Origin of the sequence: Pseudomonas californiensis (assembly GCF_021147775.1) — a bacterium.
Lineage (GTDB): Bacteria > Pseudomonadota > Gammaproteobacteria > Pseudomonadales > Pseudomonadaceae > Aquipseudomonas > Aquipseudomonas californiensis.
In genome coordinates this window covers 1-22,881 of the sequence record NZ_JAGTPK010000036.1, presented here as the reverse complement: position 1 = coordinate 22,881, position 22,881 = coordinate 1, and the positions used below count along the sequence as shown (strand labels likewise).

The window sequence follows — 22,881 nt, the reverse complement described above, 5'->3', positions numbered from 1 at the left end:
CGTTATCGTAACCTGTGCATCGCGCCGGGTGCCAAGCCGTCTTCGGGGGTCTGATATGTCGGTCCAGCAGCGTAACAATGTCAACGTCACAGGCCATGGACCGGTCACTCTGATATTTGCCCATGGTTTCGGCTGCGACCAGCATATGTGGCGTTTCATGGCGCCGCACTTTGCCGAGCGTTTCAGAGTGGTGCTGTTCGACCTGGTCGGCAGTGGGCAATCGGAAACCTCGGCTTACTACCCGCACAAGTATGCTTCGCTGAAAGGCTACGCCAGCGACTTGCTGGAACTGGTCGACGAGTTCGGCGGCTCCGGACCGGTCATTCATGTCGGGCACTCGGTCAGTTGCATGATTGCCGTGTTGGCTGAGCTCCAGTCACCAGGCTGTTTTCAGGGCCATGTCATGGTGGGTCCTTCGCCCCATTACCTCAACGACGGCGACTACGTGGGCGGGTTTACCCGGGCCGACGTCGACTCGTTGCTGGAAACGCTTGAAAGTAATTACCTGGGATGGTCCAGCACGATGGCACCGACACTCATGGGGACTTCCGAGCAGCCTGAACTGGGTGTAGAACTGACCGACAGTTTTCACCGCACCAACGCAGAAATCGCCAAGCAATTTGCCCGGGTCACGTTCCTTTCCGATCATCGCGCCGATGTCGAACAGTTCAAGGCCAGGACCCTGATCCTGCAAAGCAGTGACGATCTGGTCGTGCCAGTTCAGGTCGGTGAGTATCTGCACACAGTGATCCCCGACAGCACCTTGTACATGATCGACAATGTAGGTCATTACCCTCATATGAGTGCGCCTGAAGCCTGTATTGACGCCATGAACGCTTTTTTGGAAACGTCCGGATGTGCAGCGCATGCCGGTTGACGAGATGATCCAGCCGCTCACCGAGGCGTTGTACGAGCACGCCGCGTGCGGCTTGATCGTTACCCAGCCCAACGGCGCCATCGAACGCGTCAATCAGACCTTTTGCCGGATGCTGGGGATGGAGCGTGAAGCCCTGCAAGGCAAGCGCTTTCAGGATTTGCTGAACGTGGCAGGTCGGGTGTTCCTCCAGACCCATTGGGCGCCGCTGTTGCAGACGCAGGGCTCGATTGCCGAAGTAAAAGTGGAATTGATGCACGCCGACGGACGCCCTGTTCCGATGATGCTCAGCGCCGTGCGCCGCACGCATCCGTCCGGCGTGCTGCACGAGTTGGCCGTGTGCATGGCCGAAGAGCGCAACCGGTATGAGCGCGAATTACTGGCCTCACGCAAGATGGCTGAAGAACTGTTGCAGCAGCAGATGGCTGTCCAGACCGAGCTGACGTCTGCGCGCAATCGCCTGCGTCTGGCGCATGCCGAAGCGGAAATTCGGGCCATTTTTGCCGAGCAGATGGTCGGCATTGTCGGCCACGATCTGCGTAACCCGCTGGCGGCCATCAAGATGGCGGCAGGATTGCTGGGGCGTACTAATCTGGACACCCGGCAAACGCGGATCCTTGGCCACATTGATCAATCGACCGACCGGGCCGAGCGCATGATCGTCGACCTGCTGGACTTTACCAACGCTCGGGTCGGGCGCGGCATGTCGGTGTCTGTGCAGCCTGTCGATTTACACGCAGTGGTCGGGCGAGGGGTCCAGGAACTTCGCCTGACGTCTGGAGACCGCCTGTTGACCCACAACCGCGAGGGCGAAGGCGCTTGTGTGGCTGATGCGGATCGGCTGTTGCAGGTGCTTGGCAATCTGGTGAGCAATGCCGTGGATTACGGCGCGCCGCAGAGCGAGATTGTGATAACAACAGCGTTCGATGCCAGCTGGATCAGGCTGTCGGTACACAACCAGGGCGAGCCTATCCCGATGGAAAAGGTCGACGGTCTGTATGAACCCATGGTTCGTATCGTGGGTGAGGGCGACGAGACACGCACGGTCGGGCTTGGGTTGTTTATCGTCAGGGAAATTGTGCGTGCGCACCTGGGGGACATAACGGTTCGCTCATCGGCGCAAGAAGGCACGACGTTCACCGTGATATTTCCACGCCCGGCTTCTTTGACGTGATGAGTTTGTCTTCAGCCCTCGTTATGTGCCAAAACTTCGTGGTAAAAACCACTCGAATGGATTTATTGATATTCGAATGAGGGATATTATCGCCGTCCGTTATCGCTTGTTCATTGTCGTTGTGCAGACACGTGAGTAAACGCTAAGGTTAATCCGGTGATGCGCAATCACCGACAGCCCTTTAAAATGGCCTCGGTCTTCACCTCTTCAATGCTTCGTTACGGGTATGACATGCGGCAATCCATTGCAAATGATGTAGCTACGATCGGACGGATCAGCGCCGTCCCGGCCATCCTGCAAGTCATCACCGAATCCACCGGCCTGGGGTTCGCTGCGGTCGCGCGCGTCACAGAACACAAATGGGTTGCCTGCGCCGTGCGTGACAGTCTGGATTTTGGCCTGGCCCCCGGTGGTGAGCTGGAACTCACCAGCACGATCTGCCATGAAATCCGCTCTTCGCATCAGCCGGTGGTAATCGACCACGTGGCTGAAGACGCGACGTTCTGCCTGCACCACACGCCGCGCCTGTACAAATTCCAGAGCTACATTTCGGTGCCGATCTTCTTGTCCAGTGGTGCCTTCTTCGGCACCATCTGCGCGCTCGATCCCAAACCTGCGAAGCTGACCGGTACGCCCATTCTCACCATGATGGAGTCGTTCGCCCGGCTGTTGGCCTTGCAGATCGAGTCGGAAGACAACATGCAGCAAGTGCGCGCAGACCTGTTGGCCGAGCGTGAAGTGTCCGAGCTGCGTGAGCAGTTCATTGCGGTACTGGGGCATGATTTGCGCAACCCTCTGTTCGCCATCAATGCCAGTGCCGAACTGTTGTTGCGCAGACCTCTCGATGACAAGGCCCAGCAGATCGTCAACCACATCCTGACCTCCGGCAAGCGTGCTTCACAATTGGTGGACGATGTCCTTGATTTCGCACGTGGCCGGTTGGGACACGGCATCCCGTTGAGCTTGCACGACGGTGAGGGTCTGGAGGCGACGCTTGAGCACGTTGTATCGGAAGTGCAGCGCGTGCACCCGACCCGATTGATCCACTCACGTATCGGCAGGCTGGAAAGCATCTACTGCGATCACGGACGGATTGCCCAGTTGCTGTCCAATCTTGTGTCCAATGCGATTGCCCACGGTGACGCCGCCAGCCCGGTCGAAGTTGTTGCTCTGGCCAATGACGACGCGTTCCTGCTCAGCGTGACCAATCAGGGCGAGCCCATCCCGGAAACAGTTCTGGCTCAGCTGTTCCAGCCCTACTCGCGGCCAGTGACTGATGCGCCGCAGGCCGGGCTTGGGCTAGGGCTGTACATCGCCAGCCAGATTGCTCTGGCCCACCAGGGCACGCTTGAGGTGTGTTCAACACGTGAGCGGGGCACCACGTTCACCTTCAGCATGCCCCGTTTGACCTCGACGTTGTTGCCATCGCCCCTGATTGAACCGTAAAGGCAGCGCTGCCCGTCCGCGCTTGTGACCATCCTTGTTACAAACTCTTCCCTCGCTTTACTTGCTGATCAGCGGCGCACGGTCGAACCTGAGGCTCGAATCGCCATCAAAGGCCTGAGTCTTCACCGTTCCCCTGAGGTAAGTGATGAACAGTTTTGCGAGAAAACTGCTAGGGATCGCGTTCTGTGTGTTGTCGAGTATCAGCGTTGTCCACGCACAGACCCTGCCGAACAGTACGCCCAACAGTGGCGCAAACGGCAACCCCTACAACAGCCCGACCAAACGAGCCAACCCCAACAGCCGACAGGGCACCGAGCCCACGACGCCGCGTGGCCGCGCGCCCAACATTGCTCCGCCCGTGCGTAAGCCAACGATCGAAAACGGCGGTATCGGCAACGGCCAGCCGTCCCGGCAAACACCCAGGCCACCGACCACGCTGACGCCTGACTCCAGGCGCTCCAATTGAACCCGCCACTTTGGGTGCCGACCATTGCTGGCGGCACGCCCAATCCATGCACAAGGAATCGCCCATGTTTAGAAAGACCCTGATCGCAACACTGTGCACCGCAGCAGCCTTGAGCCTGTCGCTGTCTGCAGGCGCCGCCACAGAGCAGTACAAAAGCGAGCTGGGTACCGTGAGCGTCACCACGATTGCCGAAGGGCTTGACCATCCATGGGCGCTCGCGTTTCTGCCGGACAAGAAAGGCATCCTCGTCACGGAGCGCTCAGGCAATCTGCGTCTGGTTTCGGCAGATGGCAAGCTGTCCGGCCCCATTTCCGGCGTGCCTGAGGTGTGGGCCAGGAAGCAGGGCGGCTTGATGGATGTGGTGCTTTCACCTGACTTTGCCAAGGACCGCATGGTCTATCTGACCTATTCCGAAGGGAGTGGCAAGACCGCTGCTCAGGGTGACACGGCAGGCACCGCGGCAGGGCGCGGCCGGTTGTCGACCGACATGACGAAGCTGGAAGACTTTGAAGTGATCTTCCGTCAGGAACCCAAACTGTCGGTCGGCAACCACTTTGGTTCGCGGATGGTGTTCGACCGTGACGGTTATCTGTTCATCGCTCTGGGTGAGAACAACGACCGGCCCACCGCGCAGGATCTGGACAAGCTGCAAGGCAAGGTTGTCCGCATCTTCCCCGATGGCAACGTGCCGAAGGACAACCCTTTTGTCGGGCAGAAAAACGTCCGTCCAGAGATCTGGTCCTACGGTCACCGCAATCAGCAGGGCGCAGCGCTGAACCCATGGTCTGGCACGTTGTGGACCAACGAACATGGTCCAAAGGGCGGTGATGAGGTGAATATCATTGAGCGCGGCCAGAATTACGGCTGGCCGCTGGCAACCCATGGCATCAATTATTCTGGCGAGCCGATCCCGGAGGCCAAAGGCAAATTTGTTGAAGGTACCAAGGTGCCGTATCAGGTCTGGGAGCAGTCACCCGGCGTCAGTGGCATGGCTTTTTATGACAGCGACCGTTTCAAGGCGTGGGATCACAGTCTGTTCATTGGTGCACTGGCCACTGAAGAGCTGATACGTTTGAAGTTCGAAGGGGACAAAATCGTTCACGAAGAACGCCTCTTGAAAGACATGAAGCAGCGTATTCGTGATGTTCGTGAGGGGCCGGACGGTTATGTTTATCTGCTGACGGATGACGACAAGGGCAATCTGTTGAAAGTTGGACTTGATCAATAAAGTTTGATTTAAACTCAACACGAAAAAATTCCCGCCAAGTGCGGGAATTTTTCTTACAGGCGTTGTGTCATTCTATCGAGAGACAGATTAATGATCCTGTTTATCGCGAAGAACTTCACCCGACTTTGCATCAACGTCGTAGTTCCACTCAACGCCTTTCGCGTCCTTGAGTTCGATCTGATAGACCAGGCGACCAGCCTTGTTTTTTTCCAGTTCAGTGTCGTGGATCGTGAAGCCAGAGTGCTTGGCCAGAGCCGCTTTGTTGAACTGCTCGAAATCACCTACGGTGCCAGCCTTCTGCAGGCGAATGACTTCATCAGGACCGATATCGGCTTGGGCTGCGCCAGCAGCAACGGACAGGGCAACAGCGGCGAAGAGGGCAGACATAACTTTCATAACGTGTTCCTTCTGATTGATCTGTTGTAATGGATTCCAGACTCGCTGAATGGTTCAGCGCTGTGTTGAGTTCAGATTAGCCACGCATACTTAATTCACGCTTAATTATCCACGCTGGCGAATGGGATGCGGCGGATGGTTTTTCACAGGACTGTCACTCATTGTTTCTCGCCCAGAATCGTCTATTAGGTGATGTCTCACCGCACTGCCGGTGGCGGGCACGCAAAGGTTGAAAAAAACCTGCGGTAAACGTAAAAGGTTGCCCCCTGCCGGAAGGTGCTTCGCGTCTGTCCGGGCGCCTGATCTTCTGGAGTCTGAACAATGAGCACACCTTATCGACCTGCCGTGCGCCTTGCGTGGCGTTTGCTGCCTTTCGGGATAGCCGCTGCCTCGCCGTCCTGGGGGGCCGGGCCGGTCACTCTGGACGCCGTCAATGTGTCAGGCATGAGTGAGCCTGCGCGTGAGACTGACTATAAGACGAGCCGCGCCGCAATTGCGGGCTTCGGTCAGGCGACATTGCTCGACACGCCAGCGTCAGTCTCGGTGTTTACCGAAGCGCTTATTCAGGATCGCCAGGCCCGCTTGCTCAGTGAGGTGCTGCGCAACGATGCGTCGGTGGGCGAGGGCTATGCCCCGGTGGGCTACTACGAAAACTTCGTTGTGCGCGGCTTTTCCTTGAATGCGGCCAACAGCTACCGTATCAACGGTCGCAGCATTGCCGGCGAACAGAGCGTGGCATTGGAAAACAAGCAGCAAGTGGAACTGCTGAAAGGTTTGTCGGGCCTGCAAAGCGGGGCGTCGGAGCCCGGCGGCGTGATCAACTATCAAACCAAGCGGGCGCAGGATGTTCGTTCAATTACGGTCTCGACCAACGAGCACGGCGAGCGCTACATCGCGACTGACGTCGGAGGCTGGTTCGGCAGTGACAACCAGTTCGGGCTGCGCGCCAACCTGGCCCATGAAGACATTCGCTCCTACGTCGAGCATGCCGATGGCCAGCGGGATTTCGCCTCGCTGGCGTTTGACTGGGCAATCAGCGAGCGTGCCTTGTTGCAGCTTGACGTCGAATATCAGACCAAAGAACAGCGTTCTGCCCCCGGTTACCAATTGCTCGGCGGGACTGAATTGCCGCACGGCGCCTCACCTCGCAAATTGCTGGGTTACCAACCGTGGTCAAATCCGGTCGGAATCGACTCGCTGAACCTGAACGGTCGTTTTGAATACCGTTTCAACGACAGCTGGAAAGGCAGCCTGAGCGCATCACGCAGTCGTGTGGTCATTGATGATTACAGCGCATTTGCGTGGGGCTGCTACGGCTCGGCCAGTTGCGCGACCGAGGCTGTGCCCAACCATTTCAGCGCCGAGGGCGGTTACGACATCTATGACTTCCGCAGCCCGGATGACACGCGTCGCAACGACGAAATTGAAGCGGCCATGACCGGTACCTTCAACACCGGTTCGCTGGCACACGAACTGACCTTCGGCACTAGCGCTTACCGCCGCACGGTGGACACCCGTGGTACGTTCAACGAGTTCAGCGGTTCGGGCAACATCAACGAATCGCCCGAAACGGTTACGCCGTCCGACCTCACCTTGCCGCACACCGAACGCCGCCTCGACAGCCGCCAGTACGGGCTGTTCGTGACCGACCGGATCAGCTTCAACGATCACTGGCAGACGGTACTGGGCGGGCGTCTGGTGCAGCTCGACGAGCAGGCCTATAACGAAGATGGCAGCGACGCACGGCACACCGAGCGTTCAGTGTTCCTGCCGCAAGCGGCACTGATCTACAAACCGGTGGAAAACCTGTCCCTTTACACCAGTTACAGCAAGGGGCTGTCGCTGGGTGGCACGGCTGCATGGTTCACCAGCAACGCCAGTGAAATTCTGGCTCCGACCCTCTCGCGACAACTGGAAGCCGGTATCAAGTACGACTGGCAGCGCATGAGCCTGACCGCCGCGCTTTTCCAAGCGCGTCAGGCTTACCAGTACTCCAGACCCAATGATGACGGTACGTTTACTTACGTCCAGCAGGGCGAGCAGAAGAACACGGGGCTGGAGCTGGGTGCCAACGGCTGGCTGACCGATCGTTTGCAGATATCCGCCAGCGCTGCTGCAATCCGTGCGCGTGTCGAGAACAGCGGCACGCCAACATACGAAGGTCACCAGGCGCTCAACGTGCCCAAATTCCGCGGGACCCTGCAAGCCGATTACAGCCTGCCGATACGCGGGCTGGCGTTGCTCGGCGGGGTGCAGTACAGCGCCAGCAAGATGGCAGATCGCGAAGGCTCCGTTCAGGTGAATGACTACGCGCTGTTCAACATCGGCAGTCGTTACAGCACCAGAGTGGGCGGCTACGACACGGTGCTGCGCCTGACCGTGGACAACCTGTTCGACAAGCGCTACTGGCGCGACGTGGGCGAGTACCTTGGCGACGACTACCTGTTCATGGGCGCGCCTCGCACCGCCCGCTTGTCGGCCTCGGTCAACTTCTGACCTGATCCGCCTCGCACGGCCTTGCGCTACCGCTGGTCTGTCCAGCGCCGGGCCATGCCGCACATGGGGCGGCAAGCTTTGCTATTCTTCGCGCCCAGCGAGCGCAGGGCGCTCATTTCAAACATGTTTCGGGGGCTTCATGACGGCCATCGTTCGACCATCTCCTCAGCCCTTTACCCGGTCCGACTACAAGACGCTGAGCCTTGCGGCCTTGGGCGGGGCGCTGGAAATCTACGACTTCATCATCTTCGTTTTCTTTGCGTTGACCCTCAGCCAGCTGTTTTTCCCCCCGGACATGCCCGAATGGCTGCGTCTGCTGCAAAGCTTCGGGATTTTCGTGACCGGCTATCTGGCGCGTCCGCTTGGCGGCATCGTCATGGCCCATTTCGCTGACCGGCTGGGACGCAAGCGGGTCTTCAGCCTCAGTATTCTGATGATGGCGCTGCCTTGCCTGCTGATTGGTGTCATGCCGACCTACGCACAAATCGGCTATTGGGCGCCGTTGGTGCTGCTGGCACTGCGCATCCTTCAAGGCGCTGCGGTGGGCGGTGAAGTGCCGAGCGCCTGGGTGTTCGTCGCCGAGCATGCACCCAAGGGGCATCGGGGCTACGCGCTGGGTGTGCTGCAGGCCGGTTTGACGTTCGGCTATCTGCTGGGTGCGCTGACGGCGACGTGGCTGGCCCGCATGTTCAGCCCGGCGGAAATCCTCGAATGGGCATGGCGCATTCCCTTCCTGCTGGGCGGTGTCTTCGGGGTGGTCGGCGTATGGCTGCGCCGCTGGCTGAGCGAAACACCGGTGTTCATGGCGATGCACGCTCAGCGCGAAGACATGCAGGGCCTGCCGCTGGGGCAAGTGCTGCGTGAGCATCGTGCTTCGCTATTGCCCGCCGCGCTGTTGACCTTCGTTCTGACCTCCGCTGTGGTGGTGCTGGTGGTCATCACGCCGACGGTCATGCAACAGCGTTTTGGCATCAGCGCCAGCCACACCTTCGCATTGAGCGCTGCGGGCATCGTCTTTCTCAACATCGGCTGCGTGCTTGCCGGCAAGCTGGTTGACCGCATAGGGGCCTGGCGGGGCGTCATGCTTTACAGTGCGCTTCTACCATTGGGGATCGGCGTGTTGTACGCCAGCCTGATTCAACAGTGGCTGCCGCTTGGCGTCGCCTACGCTATCGCTGGCCTGGCCTGTGGCATCGTTGGCGTGGTGCCCTCTGTCATGGTCGGATTGTTCCCGGCAAGCATTCGGGTATCGGGCATATCATTCACTTACAACATCGCCTACGCCTTCTGGGCCAGCACGACACCGCTGCTGCTGATTGCGCTGATGCCGCTCAATGTCTGGGTCTGCGTGATGTACAGCCTGGTCATGGGCGCAGTCGGCCTGACTACCGCCGCAGTGTTTGGTCTGCGCAGGGGCGTGGTCGTCGACGACGTTGCGGTAAGCAGTGGCCGCTAACGGCCTCTGTTCAGAGACTTGGCGCGCTTCAAACATGTACTTGTCAGGGCGCCGGCCCGCGTCGGTACTTGGTATCCCTCCGAGTACTGACGCCCTCACCGATCAAACGAAGCACAGGTCACGCTTCTTTTATGTTCCCGGATCCAATTGTAACAACTGATTGTAATTATCAGTGCTCAAGTTTATCTTGCAACTCTCTGTTAAAAGCCGGTTTTGCTCCGTCTGCTGTCAAGTATTCTTCGTTCAATACTTCGGTTAACGGCTTGTTTGTGGCTTTAATATGAAACTGCTCAGGAAATGTCTGGAGTTTATGTAGGAATTTTCGCGAGTTTAATGAATGGTCATTTTTAAAGGTGGGTGGAGTGCTGGCTGTCAGATATGAGAAAAGGGTGTATTTTTTGTGAAGAAGAAAAGAACACTAAATAAAAATGCTTCTGTGCCGATTTACTCTTGATGTCATGGATTGTGAATGTAAGAGACTTCCTACACGTTCACCTGTGGACAAAGTGATCACAAAAGGAAAGATCATGTTGGCGACTACCCGAGAGCAAGAAGTTCTGGGCCTGCTGCTGCAGGGCTGCACCAACAAGGAAATCGCGCAGAAACTCTGCATCAGCGGCTACACCGTACGGGATCACGTATCCTCGCTGCTCAGAAAGAATCAGGCCAGGAGCCGTGCGGAACTGATGGCGCGATGTGTTTCCCGGTTGTTGCTACCAAAAATACTGCAACCCCCTACATCTGTCGGATTGTGCGCTGACACCATCCATACATAATGTGGGCTTTAAGGGCGTACGCGCCAGATGAGTGCTCAGGTTAACCGGGAGCTCCCGGTTTGTTGACGGTGGATAAATGCCCGAGCCAAGTTGTTTTTAACTGACTTACGGTGCGCTGCCTTTTATTAGAAATGGCGTGACAGTGTTTGACTGAATTGCCATCCCTCCTGCGCAGGGCAATACGGATGGAGCGTGGCTTGTAAGTCGATACGTGAACGCTGCTCGAATTTCAGGATGTTCAACATTATTACTGCTATGGCAAACAGATTGTTTCGATACTCATTACTGCCGGGCTGGAACTTGATCGTGGCCAGAGTTGCGTCATTTCTGATGAGTCCAGACCAGGCTGGCAAACAGATGATCACTTAAGGCTGGGGGCCTTTGACGCATCGATCTGGGGTTGTAGCCCGAATATCGCTTGGCACGTGTTCAGTGGCCCTTTCTCAGGCCCAGGCCCAGCGTCTTCTGCGTCATGTTTCTCGCCTGCGAGGGTATTGCAGGGTGATTGAAGTACCGAAGCATCTATCTGCACAACACACGAAACAATAAAAAGGAGCAATTCATGACTGTTTGTATTTCTCGGAGCGATACGCGTACCGACCAGTCAGCGCGGCCGGACCCGCACTTGTCCGGCATCAAGGTGATGGCGGAATTTCAACAGCTTGCCGCCCGTCAATCAGTTATTCCTTTTCCGCTGCTCGCCGAGCAGCAGGCCAGGCTGTCAGGGCCCGCAGGCCAGTTCGCCAAACTGTCCCGGCAGGTCAAGGAACAAGGGCGTCAAGCGCCGGTATTCGAAGATTCAGCCGGTATTCGCGGCCGCAAACGGCAAGCGTTGTGCGAGGGCGTCGTGCAATTCGTTCTGGGTGTACATCACCGACGACCGCCTGCTGATAACCCTTTCCAAGGGCTGCCGAGAGAGCATTTGTGCTGCGTCGTGTTTGACGATACGGCACCTTACAGCCTGATCCAGCGTTATGCCGCGCACGATGCGCTGCGACAGCACGACAGCGAATATTTCGCTCAGCTGATTGCCACCACGCGGGACACGGTCGAGCGGCGAATCGTCTTCCATGGTTTGCTTGAGCACTTTGATCGCCTGTTGCCTATCGAAAAAAGCATCTATCCGCTGGACTACCGCGTCGTCCAGCAAACCCACCTGGATCACGAGGAGGCGCTCTACGGCAAGCTGACACTGGAGCAGCCCGTCAGTGTGCTACTCAAAACGCGTACTCCCCAATGGCTCTTGGACAACCTGTCGGTTTTTCAGAGCTGCGCAGGTTGATGCATCGGCTACATGACTGTCCGCATGGGCGTGATCAGAGATCCGATCTCAATGGCTAAGCATTCGAAAAAAATAATGGGATGGGCAATGGGTAGCTTGATCGTGTGTGCAGGCCTGTTTCTTCCGATGTGCACGCGCCCGGTTTTGCCAATGATCGAACAATGCCGCAATCAGCGAGCGCCGTTTACGGCTGGGCATCCGCGTGAATACATTGAAATTCTGAGGCTTGATACAGACGTGATCTGTGCGCCTCGAAGCGCTTGGGGCGTCGGGGCCTCACAGGGGCGGGCGTTTTAATACGTTACGCAAGGAGCGCGATTCAAGCCCTCACCTGAGGGCTTCAACAGGGAGTGACTGATGAGAGTAATAAGTTCGAATGCCAATCCAACCATCATCATGCAGCAAATTGACAAAAAAATAGCGGCTTCAAAAGAACAGGGAGCACCATCGGCCCGTTCTACAGAGCGGGTCTTCAAAGACCTCAATGTAACGATAAGCGGTGAAGCGATGCTTAAACAGCGCGTCTCCGGGACCAATGACCCACGCCTGGATGCGTCGGTGCTTGGCAAGGCCAAATATGACTTCAAGAAAGAAAACTCCATCCTGACCTCGTACAGGGACAAACGCATGTCGGGAGATACCGATAAGGAGGGCCCTGCTGGTGCTGCGAACAAAGTCGTAAAACCCAAGGAAATAACCCTTGAAAGCCTTGCAGCTGACATTCGTCAGGCCTTCATGAAGGCTATCAGCATCAAGGGCTTTCCGAGGTTGTTTGACGTGTTATTCAAGGATCGGCGCTGATGCCTACGCCTGGGCGCCCTCAGCGGTGTAGTCGGTTCTAGCATCTTCAGCGATGACTACCCGATTGCGGCCGGTGCTTTTGGCAAGGTACAGCGCCTTGTCTGCTTCGTGCAGCCATGAGGAGGGGTCCGTCATGTCCTGCGCGAAACCGGCCACGCCAATGCTCAGGCTGACTCTGAGTTCTTCATGAAGCGAGTAAGTGGTGTCGTCGATGGCCAGCCGCAGCCGTTCAAGAATCTCGCTGGCTTGAACGGGTGTAGTGCGCGGCAGGATCACACAGAACTCATCGCCGCCACAGCGACCGATGAAGTCACCTTCACGAAGGTTTTCGACCAGTGCCTGGCTGATGCTCTGCAACACGGTGTCGCCTACCAGATGGCCATAGGTGTCGTTGATCGTCTTGAAGCGGTCGATGTCCATCAACGCGACGACACAGTCCTGCCCCAAGCGTTCGGCTTCTGCAAACTTGATGTCCAGCGTGTCTTTCCAGGCACCATGGTTGAGCAGGCCGGTCAGGCTGTCGGTACGGCTCAGCCTGCGGAGCACATTGCGGTGCTCCGATAACTTGACCGTGACCTGATGCGTCATCCAGCCAATGAAAATCGGGTAGACCACCAGCACAGGAATGCACGCATAGAGTTGGGCCGTGTTGCCGTGCAGGTTGATCTCGGGGTTCAACACCAGCAATGAAATCAGCACCCCTAAGGTCTGCGCAACGAAACCCTGAAGCATCAGGCGAGGCCCGGCCGCAGCGATATTGTGCATGGCCATCATCGCCAGCACGGTCACCGTGGGCATCAGGCTGAAACCCATGGCACCTACCCAAAAACCACCGGCCAGAGAGTCCACCAGCAGATTGCGCCATTCAGCCTTGTAAGGCTCGCTGGCGGACTTGGCCAGGCGAAAAGCAATATGTGGCCAGACCAGCGCATTGAATATCGCCAGCGGCCACAACCAGAAAGGAGCGTTCACATAAAACAGAGACACAGCAACGGTCAGAAAACCTATGCTGACGCCAAGTGTTCTGGGGGCATAAATGCGCTTGGCAAATGCCAGACTTTTACCCTGAAATGAGTTCATTGCGCGTACCGGAATCTGAGTCGAACCGGTCATACACTCCCCGTTCCTGACCGAAGGGGGAGAGTTTGGCCTTTCAGTCAGGCCATGGGAAGTTCAATTTGCCATTACCTGGATGAAAATTGAGTGTCAGCCTTCGCGATGCTTGTCCCCGACCAGAGCCTTGGCGCTGCCTATCTGTGCGCAACTCCAATGAGCGCACGCCCATAATTGTCCTTGATCCACGGTAAGTGGGCCGACTTGTCTGTCCAAGGCGTGCGCGTTTTTCTAGCCGGCGACTTTGGTACTTTTCAGCAAGGTGATCCAGGCCAGCGCTATAGCCAACACGGCGACCACGGCTGCAACATAGCCAACGGCGCCAAGGCCCAGATGCTCAATGGTGACGCCACCAATGATCGAACCCAAACCGATACCGGCATTGGCGGCCGAGACGTTGAGTGTCCCGGCCAGTGCCTGCGCATGGGGCGCTGCATTCATGACCCGGATCTGGCAGATCGGGAACAGCGCTGTGTGCGCGATACCCCACACTGCCAGCACCACAGCCAATAGTGGCAGCGATGCGGCTGCCGGAACGCTTGCGGTCATGCCCAGGGCCAGTAACAAGGCAAACACCATCGTGGAACCCAGCGGGCTGCGATCCACATACTTGCCACCGAGTGCGTTGCCGATCAGGCCCACGGCGCCAAAGCCCATCAACCACCAGCCGACCTGTGCGGGCTCGATGCCCGCGATGCGCTCAAGTGTGTCAGCCAGGTAGGTGTAGGCGCCGAACATGGCGGTGAACAATAGAATCGACAGCAGCAGGTTCGCGATGAAGTGCGGATCACGCAGGATCCTGGCCTGCTTGGCAAGGCCGACTTTTGCGGTCGGTGCCAGGGTCGGCATCGACAGCGCCAGCAGCAATGCCATCAGCACAGACAACAACGTCAGCGCCCAAAACGCCCCGCGCCATCCAACTGCGTCGGCAAACACGGTACCCAGCGGGATGCCGAACAGCATGGCCGCTGAAATCCCCAGATAGACCTGAGCCACCGCTTTGCCTGCCTGCTTCGGGCCAGCCAGCATACCGGCTGTTTCGCTGGCGGTGCCCCAGAACACAGGCAAGGCCAACGCTGGAATGAACCGCGCGAGCGCCAACACCCATATATTGCTGGATACCGCTGCCAGCGCATTGGAGGCCGCGAAGATCAGCAGAATGACAATGAAGGTCCGTTTACGATCCAGGTGAGAGAGCATCGCGGTCAGCGGCGGACCGAACAGCATGACGGTGAAAGCGAAGAGCGTGACCAGTAAGCCGGCGGTAGAGATCGAGATTCCGAGATCCCGTGCCAACGCGGGCAGCAGGCCTATGATGAGGAATTCAGTGGTGACGATCACGAAGCCTGCCAACGCCAGAATGGCAATGGACAGGCCCGCGCCGGTCGAGCGTTCGCTCGCGGAGGCGGAAGTTGTTTCGAAGGACGGCATGACACAGGCTCGCAAAAAATAAGTGCGTCAGCATATTGCAGAAATGATTTCCTATCTTTGGCCAATATTCCGGACATAATGGAATAAATTTCCATAATGAGTCACCGTCTTGCTCTCTACTGACCGCCTCAAGGGCATCGAAACGTTTGTCGCCGTTGCCAATTCTGGTGGTTTCACCGCTGCCGCCGAACGTCTCAACCTGACCAACTCTGCCGTCAGCAAAAGCGTGGCGCGCCTCGAAGCCCGGCTGGGGATGCGACTGTTCGAGCGCACCACGCGTAGCCTGGCGCTGACCGAGGAGGGCGCGGCCTATCACGCCGTGTGCACGCGCATGCTGGCGGAGCTGGAAGATGCCGAAACCGCCTTGGCCGCGCAACGCTCCGAACCTGCAGGCCAATTGCGCATCGATCTGCCGGCCACCTTCGGCCGCTTGCATGTGCTGCCGCTGATTCTGTCGTTCTCTGAAGCGCATCCCAAACTGCGCCCGCACGTGACGTTTACCGACCGCTTCGTCGACCTGCTTGAAGAAGGCATCGATCTGGCGGTGCGGATCAGTGGCCCCCAGGTCTGGCCAGCGGGACTGGCCCATCAAAGGCTGGGCACCGAGCGCGTGGTGTTCTGTGCTGCTCCGGCCTACCTGCAACGTTACGGTACGCCGCAAACCTTCGAAGACCTGGCAGACCATGCGTGCATCCTGTTCGGCCGCGGTGACGGCAGCGTCAGCCCGTGGCTGTTTGTCGATGCGCAAGGACAGCCGGAGTCGCGCGCGGTGAACGCTCGGCTGGTGGTCGGCAATGGTGAAGCTCAGGTCACGGCGGTAACTGGCGCCTGTGGCATCGCGCAGCTGGCGACCTGGCTGATCAAGGACCAGCTGGCGCGCGGTGAACTGGTCGAAATTCTGCCCCAGCTTGCCACCGAAGGCCTGGGTCTGCACCTGGCCTGGCCGCGCAGTCGGGAATCGCTGCCCAAGGTGCACGCGTTGGTCGAGCTGTTATCGGGGGCGCTCCGGATGGAATGACAGGGTGGAATAAACAAGTGGAGTGATTGACCGCAACCGGCGATTGAGCTGCAATGCCACGCAGCGCTGATCCGCGCTCAGACAACAGGAAGTCGTCATGCCAGAGCTGTCCAGCCTCATAGGTTTTTCCCTGATTGCCCTCGGCATGGTGCTGACGCCGGGGCCGAACATGATTTATGTGATTTCGCGCTCCATCAGCCAGGGGCGTCGCGCGGGGATGGTCTCACTGGCGGGCGTCGCGACCGGCTTTCTGTTCTATATGCTGTGCGCCGCTTTCGGCATCACCGGGCTGCTCATGGCCGTACCTTTCGCTTACGACACGCTGCGCTTTGCCGGTGCCCTGTACCTCCTGTACTTGGCCTGGCAGGCGGTCAAGCCGGGCGGGCGTTCGCTGTTCCAGCTCAAGGATTTGCCGCCCGACAGCAACCGGCAGCTTTTCCTCATGGGCCTGATGACCAATCTGCTCAACCCCAAAGTGGCGGTGATGTACCTGTCGCTGCTGCCGCAGTTCATGACAGTCCATGAGGGAGCAAGCCTGCTGAGCCAGTCGCTGGTGCTGGGCTTCTGCCAGATTGCAGTGAGCCTGACCGTCAATTCCCTGCTGATTTTCGCCGCTGGGTCCGTGGCCGTATTCCTGACTCAGCGGCCGAGTTGGGCGATGGTGCAGCGCTGGTTCATGGGCACCGTGCTGTGTGGCTTTGCGGTGCGCATGATGGTCGAGGGGCGCAAATAGGCAGCCATACTGCCCGAGCGGTCAAACACTCGGGCATTCAGATCACTGGCCGATAATGGCTTTCACCAGGGCAGCGTGTTCTTTCGGGTTTTTAGCGTTGGACACCACGTTCAACACCGCCGCCCGTGTGCCTGATGCGGCAACGATGGTGGTGCTCAGCACCTTCGCGTCGCTCATGGTGGCGGAGGTGTCGAGCTGACGGATGCCCAGGCCGTTTTTCTTGACGATCTTCTTCTCGCCCAGCTTTTTGAAGTCCTTGTAGCCCTGGCTCTGTTGGGTGAGCGTGCCGGTGGCCAAACCGTCGAGCACGATGCTGTCGTTATCGCTGGCCTTCACGTCCATCGGGATCGGCGCTTCAGTCACGATCACCACACGCTTCTCGGTCGAGTTCGAATACAGCGCGCCGGTCACGCCCTGCGCCTTGGCCTTTGCATCGATCTCTGGCATCTCGCCCTGCACGTAGCCAGCGGGCAATGTGAACGTCAGCTTGCCACCCAATAACGAGGCCTTCTGTGCCGCTGCGGCCGGTGCCGCTGCCTGCTGTTTTGTCGCGGCCTGGACGGTGACTATGCCCTGTATGCCGACCAACGCCATGCACATCACGATTGCTTTCAAGCTGAACGACCGCATTGGAACTCCCTATCTTCTTCGGAAAAACACATGATGAAACGGACCGGCGCACAGTGTGCCTGAGGCATGTGAGCGGCAGCGCTGAAAAAAGTGCCCGATTGCCGCGTGTCGTGCCGGCGTATGCGAACGGCTGCCCAGGCAGGCTAGCGAAAGATCGGCCGAATCCCGCGACACGCTGGGTAAGCTGCACACCCCCAGAACTCTCCGGCGTTTTTGCCAGTTCGCGCGACCTTGATCACCATCGGCTTTTTACAGTGTGGGCAACAAGGCACCTCTGGGTTGGCGACAGGTTTTGCCTTTTTGCGGCTGGATTTCAGCTGATCGGAGTTGTTTTTTGACCTGGCAGGTTTATTCGTGCGCGGCGCAATCGGCGGCGAAGCATCTGCTTGCGGCGCGTCCGTGCGCGGCATCGTGTCGCGTGGCTTGTCTGGTCCGGCGTCTCGGCTGAACACGCGCCGCAGCGTTTCAGCAAGCACGCCGATGGCTTTGAGAATCAAGTGTTTACTGCGCGCCATGGAGGTTGCCCTGGTTACCTTGCGTTGAGCCGTGTTGAAGACGCGCATGGTGCAGGTATGGATTCGCTGACGCAAATGGCCTGATTGCCCTGTTGCGGCTCTGCCAACGTCGAAAACCGATTAAAGCCCAGTCAGTGCCGGGCGATAAAGATGCTTCGGTGGTGACGTTGCGCAGGTGTGCTACACCTTCAGCACGTACTCAGGATATTCAGCGGTTATCAGGGAGCGGATTTTTCATGCGTGTGAACATGCCTATCACTCAGACAGAACGGACATTTCCGGAGTCTGACCGTCTTATTTCCACCACTGACATCAACAGTCATATCACCTACTGCAACGACGCGTTCGTCACCCTGAGCGGCTTCACTCGCGAAGAGCTGATCGGCCAGCCGCATAATCTGGTACGCCATCCCGACATGCCCGCCTCGGTGTTCGCCCACATGTGGGAAACCATCAAGCAGGGCAAACCGTGGATGGGCGTGGTCAAGAACCGCTCCAAGCAGGGTGATTACTACTGGGTCAGCGCCTACGTGACGGCGGTGTACGAAAACGGCCGCATCGTGGGCTATGAGTCCGTGCGCTCGCTACCGACACGTGATCAGGTGCGACGTGCCGAAGCCTTGTATGCGCGCCTGCGTGCCGGCAAACCGGCGGTCTCGCCTGTCAGCTCAGCGGCTTATCATCTGATCCGCCAGTTGCCCATGATCCTCTGCGCCATCGCCCTTGCAGCAGGCGTGTACCTGCTGGATGACCTGGCTTCGTACCTGATGATTGCGGCGGTAATGATTGCGCTGGGTGCGTTCATTGAAATACGCCAGCGCAACGGCATTCGCAAGACACTTGAAGAACATCCCAAGGCCTTTACCAGCGCTCTGGTGGCCCTGACCTACAGCGACAACCGTGGCCCGCAGGCGCAGCTCGACCTGGCGATGCTCAGTGAAGAGGCCCGCCTGCAAACCGCCTTGACACGTTTGGTGGACACTGGCGAAAGCGTTCGGGCGCACGCTGGGCGTTCCGCGCAACTTTCGTTGCGTCAGGCCGAATCGCTGGATCAGCAGCGCAGCGAAGCCGATCAGTCGGCAACCGCCATCAACCAGATGGCCGCGACCATTCAGGAAGTGACCCACAACGTGCAAAGCACGGCCCATGCAGCCGAAGAGGCAGACAAGCTGGCCCAGCAAGGGCGCGGTCTGGCGGATGAAAGCCTGTTGGCAATTCGGCACATGGCCAATTCGGTCACTGACATCGGCCAAGCGGTGGGCGAGCTTGCCAGCGCCACCCAATCCATCGGCAGCGTGGTCGACGTGATCACCTCCATCGCTCAGCAGACCAACCTGCTGGCCCTCAACGCCGCCATCGAAGCCGCTCGGGCGGGCGAGCAGGGTCGCGGTTTTGCCGTGGTCGCGGACGAGGTCCGTTCGCTGGCCTCACGCACCCAATCGTCGACCGAGCAGATTCAGCAAATCATTACCTCCCTGCGTGACGGCGCAGACCGCGCGGTACAGACCGCTGGCAAGGGCGAGCAGATTTCCAAGGAAAGTGTCGCCAGCGTCGAAGCGGTACAAAAGGCCCTGGATGGCATCAGCCAGTCCGTCACGCGCATCACCGGCATGAGCCAGCAGATGGCCTCCGCCTCGGAAGAGCAAAGCCACGTGGCCGAAAACATAAGCCAGCAAATCACCCGCATCGCCCAGCTCTGCGACCAGAGCGCCGGTCAGGCCCAGCAAGGCTCACAGATCAGCAGCGAACTCGAGCAGATGGCCGAATACCTGCACAGCCTCGCGGAGCGCTTCAGCCGCTAAGTCTGCCGGTATCATCACTGCCCGTTGCTGCGGGCGGCACTCACCAAACCGTCCAGCCCAACCTGATGACCATTGATCATCGGGTTCGGCCTGGTTGTGGTCAATGCTTGCGTGTCGCCTTCGACCGTCCAGAAAAGATTCAGGCGTCAGACCTCTCTGCACGAACCTGCCCACGCAACGGCAGGACAATGCATACATTGACTGGCCCCTACAGCCTGACTTTTATCATCCGCTCTTCGTTTCAATAAGCCTTCAGGCACGCGCATCAGGCGCTCCTGCCCGTTCAAGGAAACCCATGTCCAACGATACCGAGAAGTACCTGCAGATCATCGCCGACATCGAGCGAGCCTACAAAAGCACCGTCAAAGCCAAGTTTGATGAGCACAAGTTGAGCAAGCCTTACCGTATGGACATCAAGGTGTTCTGGTTCGGACTGATGGGGCCGTCGATTCTGGCGCTACTGATCGTGCCCATCGGCCTGATCGAATCCCTGCGCTGGGTGTTCTACGTAAGCTCGGGGCTGATCGTCGTCTCGTATCTGGTGCTGTTGGTCTATCCATTGCTCAAACTGTGGATGAACCGTCACTCGTTCAAAAGACTGATTGCCGCGCCGTTTGCCAGCCTGGTAAAAGCCAACGTCAAAACCATCATGCAGATCGATGCATATTACCTTCCGCAGTTGACGGCACTGCCTCGCGAAATACTGAAACTGGGCGCGCTGGAGCTGAAAAGCGAGCGCGGCAGTTTTGAAAAACGTACCTACCTCGTCACCGGCGCGCTGGAAAAGCTCGGCATCTTTCCAGGCATCATTGCCTTGTTCGCCGGTTGCGTGGCCATCAACAAAGTACTGACTGAAGCCGGCATCACCGCCTCACCTCAGCACTGGGCATTCGTTGTGGCAACGGCGAGCCTCTTCTACATCATGTGCGGCTACGTCCACATGACCTGCGTGCGCTACGACCGCGTCATCGCCCTGACCGAGCTTGCGCTGGAGTGCAAAAAGGACGCGCTCGAAGCCGAGCGCAAGGCTGCCAACCCCGGCACTTGAAACCCGCCAACAAGCGCCCGCAGCGGCGGCCGCCACCCCAGCGGCCGACCGATTACGCTCAACTCAGCCGCAGCACTTCCCACGCCGCGCGCCACCAGGGCCGACCAGAAGGTCTTGATCCCGCGCCAGGTTCACCCAACATCAACTCCGACGTAGGCCTGCTGTGAAGCGCCAGCATCACCACTCGATGCTAATCCCATGCAGCTTGCGCAGCATCCGCGCATTCAACGGCCTACCGATCATGCGGCCTAGATCGCTAGCACTGATCATGGTGTTCTAGGAGGCGAGTGTGGCGCGGTCAGAAGAAACCCCAACTGAGCGGCTCAGCAAAGCCCAGACTCCTGTTCTTTCAGAGCGAAGCAATCCAGCGTTTGTAGCGGCCATGCTTGCAGATCCTTCCAACCCTTCGCTTTACCCATGCTGGCAATCTAGATACTGTTGACGGAATTTTCCTACAAGGACGTTCGGCAATGTCTTCGCTCAACCAGATTTTCTTCGGTCCGCCCGGTACGGGGAAAACCTACGCCACAGTCGAAGCAGCGTTGCGGATCCTTGATCAGCCTTTTCTCGCGGGTCATTCAAAAGATCGAGCGGCTTTGAAGGCACGATTCGACGAGTTGCTGGCTGTTGGCGACGTTCGCTTCGTGACCTTTCATCAAAGCTTCAGCTATGAAGATTTTGTCGAAGGATTGAGGGCTACGACCGATGAACACGGCCAGCTTCGCTACGACGTGGTTCCAGGTGTGTTCAAAAGCCTTTGCGAATCGGCGGCTGGGGCGAGTAGTAAGTACCGTGCATTCAGAGTCGGTGATAGATACGGCACTGGTTACAAGGTCACCCGGGCTACGCCTGACGTCGTGGAAATAGAAAAGCCCCAAGGTAAGCATTTGCCCATTGGCATGAGTCTGTTGAATACGCTCGCTTCCTATGTCGACGCAGGCACCTTTACCATTGAAGAGCTGGGTAATGGACGGTGGGACAAGAAAGTACCGGGCTCGATTCTTGATCCGTTCCTAGTGAACGGCTACAAAAACTTTCTGCCTTCCATGGTCGAACACATGATTGGACTCAACGAGGACGGTTTGTTTGAGCCAAGCCCTGTGCAACACACTAGCGCCAAAGTTCTAATAATTGATGAGATCAACCGCGGTAATGTCTCCCGTATATTCGGTGAGCTTATTACGCTCATCGAGCCTTCGAAACGAGCAGGCGCTGCCGAAGCGTTAGAGGTCACACTGCCGTACTCAAAAGAACGTTTTAGCATTCCTGGCAACGTTTATCTGATAGGTACTATGAACACCGCCGACCGATCATTGGCAGCGCTGGATATAGCACTTCGTCGTCGCTTTACCTTTCTGGAAACGCCGCCTGAGCCTGATTTGCTCAAAGCGGTTGAGGTTCAAGGCGTCGCCATCGATAAGTTGCTTAGCGTCATGAATCAGCGTATCGCTGCGCTGCTGGATCGCGACCATTGCCTCGGCCACGCTTATTTTATGTCGCTCATAGACAAGCCGACATTGAATACACTGGAAAGCATTTTCCGTACGCAGATTTTGCCGCTCCTTCAGGAGTATTTCTTTGAAGATTGGCAGCGGATTCAGTGGGTGCTCAACGATCAGCGCAAAGCTCCTGAAAATCGATTCTTGGTGCAACCTACTCAAGACGTTAACGCGCTGTTTGGCGATACCGTCACCGTGAGCCAGAACAATGAGCGGTGGGAGCTAAACGAAGAGGCTTTCAGTCGTGTGGAAGCGTATCTGGGCATCATAGATCATGTTTCTATCGCCCCGGTCATGGGTGATGAGCTAGAGGCTTCAGTGGGGGGTGTGATTGTACGAAAGCTTGCCTCTGGAACCATTGAAGTGCTTCAAGATGGAATTAGGGCTGAAAAGTCGCTCCCCGTACTTCGGGAGTTGGCCCATAAATTCAACATCGCGTTGAAATATGATTCGGGCACTCCGCTGAATACCCGGCACTTGGGAGCTATGGTCATCAAAGCTATGGCGTAAGCGTCCGCCGAAGTCATCTTGCACGACTTAGGCAGATACCCACTGATGCGGCAGCAGTTGCTCAATCTCACTCGCTCGCTGCGTCGGTAACCGCGCCAGCACATCTTTAAGATAGGCATACGGATCGTGCCCATTCATGCGCGCCGATTGGATCAAACTCATGATCGCCGCCGCCCGCTTGCCGCTG

General features: G+C 57.8%; 21 protein-coding genes. 15 read left to right on the top strand and 6 right to left on the bottom strand.

What is annotated here, in order from left to right; genetic code table 11:
• Nucleotides 1-55: 55 nt before the first annotated feature.
• The 5 genes from KDX37_RS24125 to KDX37_RS24105 all read left to right on the top strand — a co-directional run bounded on the left by KDX37_RS24125 (nt 56) and on the right by KDX37_RS24105 (nt 5,188).
• Nucleotides 56-877: an alpha/beta fold hydrolase gene (locus tag KDX37_RS24125; RefSeq protein ID WP_231655531.1), complete on the top strand. Its 822-nt coding sequence runs from the start codon at nt 56-58 to the stop codon at nt 875-877.
• Complete coding sequence (locus KDX37_RS24120) at nt 867-2,048, top strand: PAS domain-containing sensor histidine kinase (RefSeq protein WP_231655530.1); 1,182 nt, start codon at nt 867-869, stop codon at nt 2,046-2,048. The genes KDX37_RS24125 and KDX37_RS24120 overlap by 11 nt, the downstream gene beginning before the upstream one ends.
• A gap of 231 nt (nt 2,049-2,279) precedes the next feature.
• Nucleotides 2,280-3,494, top strand: coding sequence for a GAF domain-containing sensor histidine kinase (locus tag KDX37_RS24115; RefSeq protein WP_231655529.1), 1,215 nt, complete (start codon nt 2,280-2,282; stop codon nt 3,492-3,494).
• Nucleotides 3,495-3,639: 145 nt separating this feature from the next.
• The gene (locus KDX37_RS24110; protein WP_231655528.1) at nt 3,640-3,960 is read left to right on the top strand and encodes a hypothetical protein; all 321 of its coding nucleotides are present in this window, start codon (nt 3,640-3,642) and stop codon (nt 3,958-3,960) included.
• Between the two features lie 64 nt (nt 3,961-4,024).
• Complete coding sequence (locus tag KDX37_RS24105) at nt 4,025-5,188, top strand: PQQ-dependent sugar dehydrogenase (protein WP_231655527.1); 1,164 nt, start codon at nt 4,025-4,027, stop codon at nt 5,186-5,188.
• A gap of 87 nt (nt 5,189-5,275) precedes the next feature.
• Here the strand turns inward: KDX37_RS24105 and KDX37_RS24100 are convergent, their stop codons facing one another.
• Entirely contained in the window at nt 5,276-5,584 is a 309-nt protein-coding gene (locus KDX37_RS24100) for a PepSY domain-containing protein (protein ID WP_231655525.1), read from the bottom strand.
• A 321-nt stretch (nt 5,585-5,905) separates the two neighbouring features.
• On the opposite strand from KDX37_RS24100, the gene KDX37_RS24095 reads away from it, so the two are divergent.
• From KDX37_RS24095 to KDX37_RS24075, 5 genes are all read left to right on the top strand, one after another.
• Nucleotides 5,906-8,080: a TonB-dependent siderophore receptor gene (locus KDX37_RS24095; RefSeq protein ID WP_231655524.1), complete on the top strand. Its 2,175-nt coding sequence runs from the start codon at nt 5,906-5,908 to the stop codon at nt 8,078-8,080.
• 139 nt (nt 8,081-8,219) lie between these two features.
• Nucleotides 8,220-9,536, top strand: a complete 1,317-nt coding sequence (locus KDX37_RS24090; protein WP_231655523.1) for an MFS transporter — start codon at nt 8,220-8,222, stop codon at nt 9,534-9,536.
• A gap of 527 nt (nt 9,537-10,063) precedes the next feature.
• The gene (locus KDX37_RS24085; RefSeq protein ID WP_231655590.1) at nt 10,064-10,312 is read left to right on the top strand and encodes a helix-turn-helix domain-containing protein; all 249 of its coding nucleotides are present in this window, start codon (nt 10,064-10,066) and stop codon (nt 10,310-10,312) included.
• A 562-nt stretch (nt 10,313-10,874) separates the two neighbouring features.
• Nucleotides 10,875-11,594: a hypothetical protein gene (locus tag KDX37_RS24080; protein ID WP_231655522.1), complete on the top strand. Its 720-nt coding sequence runs from the start codon at nt 10,875-10,877 to the stop codon at nt 11,592-11,594.
• Nucleotides 11,595-11,951: 357 nt separating this feature from the next.
• Nucleotides 11,952-12,395, top strand: coding sequence for a hypothetical protein (locus tag KDX37_RS24075; RefSeq protein WP_231655594.1), 444 nt, complete (start codon nt 11,952-11,954; stop codon nt 12,393-12,395).
• 3 nt (nt 12,396-12,398) lie between these two features.
• On the opposite strand, the gene KDX37_RS24070 is transcribed toward KDX37_RS24075, so the two are convergent.
• Together KDX37_RS24070 and KDX37_RS24065 are read right to left on the bottom strand one after the other, a co-directional pair.
• Entirely contained in the window at nt 12,399-13,475 is a 1,077-nt protein-coding gene (locus KDX37_RS24070) for a diguanylate cyclase (RefSeq protein ID WP_231655588.1), read from the bottom strand.
• Nucleotides 13,476-13,739: 264 nt separating this feature from the next.
• Complete coding sequence (locus tag KDX37_RS24065) at nt 13,740-14,939, bottom strand: MFS transporter (RefSeq protein WP_231655521.1); 1,200 nt, start codon at nt 14,937-14,939, stop codon at nt 13,740-13,742.
• A gap of 109 nt (nt 14,940-15,048) precedes the next feature.
• On the opposite strand from KDX37_RS24065, the gene KDX37_RS24060 reads away from it, so the two are divergent.
• Together KDX37_RS24060 and KDX37_RS24055 are read left to right on the top strand one after the other, a co-directional pair.
• Nucleotides 15,049-15,957 (top strand): LysR family transcriptional regulator, encoded by a 909-nt coding sequence (locus KDX37_RS24060; protein ID WP_231655520.1) that lies wholly within the window; start codon nt 15,049-15,051, stop codon nt 15,955-15,957.
• 97 nt (nt 15,958-16,054) lie between these two features.
• Nucleotides 16,055-16,690 (top strand): LysE family translocator, encoded by a 636-nt coding sequence (locus KDX37_RS24055; RefSeq protein WP_231655519.1) that lies wholly within the window; start codon nt 16,055-16,057, stop codon nt 16,688-16,690.
• A gap of 42 nt (nt 16,691-16,732) precedes the next feature.
• On the opposite strand, the gene KDX37_RS24050 is transcribed toward KDX37_RS24055, so the two are convergent.
• Together KDX37_RS24050 and KDX37_RS29570 are read right to left on the bottom strand one after the other, a co-directional pair.
• Nucleotides 16,733-17,320 (bottom strand): DcrB/PsbP domain-containing protein, encoded by a 588-nt coding sequence (locus tag KDX37_RS24050; protein WP_231655518.1) that lies wholly within the window; start codon nt 17,318-17,320, stop codon nt 16,733-16,735.
• Between the two features lie 143 nt (nt 17,321-17,463).
• Nucleotides 17,464-17,835, bottom strand: a complete 372-nt coding sequence (locus tag KDX37_RS29570; protein WP_319941716.1) for a topoisomerase DNA-binding C4 zinc finger domain-containing protein — start codon at nt 17,833-17,835, stop codon at nt 17,464-17,466.
• A gap of 236 nt (nt 17,836-18,071) precedes the next feature.
• Between KDX37_RS29570 and KDX37_RS24040 the strand changes: the two genes are divergently transcribed.
• From KDX37_RS24040 to KDX37_RS24030, 3 genes are all read left to right on the top strand, one after another.
• The gene (locus KDX37_RS24040) at nt 18,072-19,637 is read left to right on the top strand and encodes a methyl-accepting chemotaxis protein (protein WP_231655517.1); all 1,566 of its coding nucleotides are present in this window, start codon (nt 18,072-18,074) and stop codon (nt 19,635-19,637) included.
• A gap of 295 nt (nt 19,638-19,932) precedes the next feature.
• The gene (locus KDX37_RS24035) at nt 19,933-20,685 is read left to right on the top strand and encodes a site-specific integrase (RefSeq protein WP_231655516.1); all 753 of its coding nucleotides are present in this window, start codon (nt 19,933-19,935) and stop codon (nt 20,683-20,685) included.
• A 470-nt stretch (nt 20,686-21,155) separates the two neighbouring features.
• Nucleotides 21,156-22,694, top strand: a complete 1,539-nt coding sequence (locus KDX37_RS24030; RefSeq protein ID WP_231655515.1) for an McrB family protein — start codon at nt 21,156-21,158, stop codon at nt 22,692-22,694.
• 27 nt (nt 22,695-22,721) lie between these two features.
• Here the strand turns inward: KDX37_RS24030 and KDX37_RS24025 are convergent.
• The coding region (locus tag KDX37_RS24025) for a transposase domain-containing protein (protein ID WP_231655087.1) at nt 22,722-22,881 on the bottom strand (160 nt) is incomplete at its 5' end.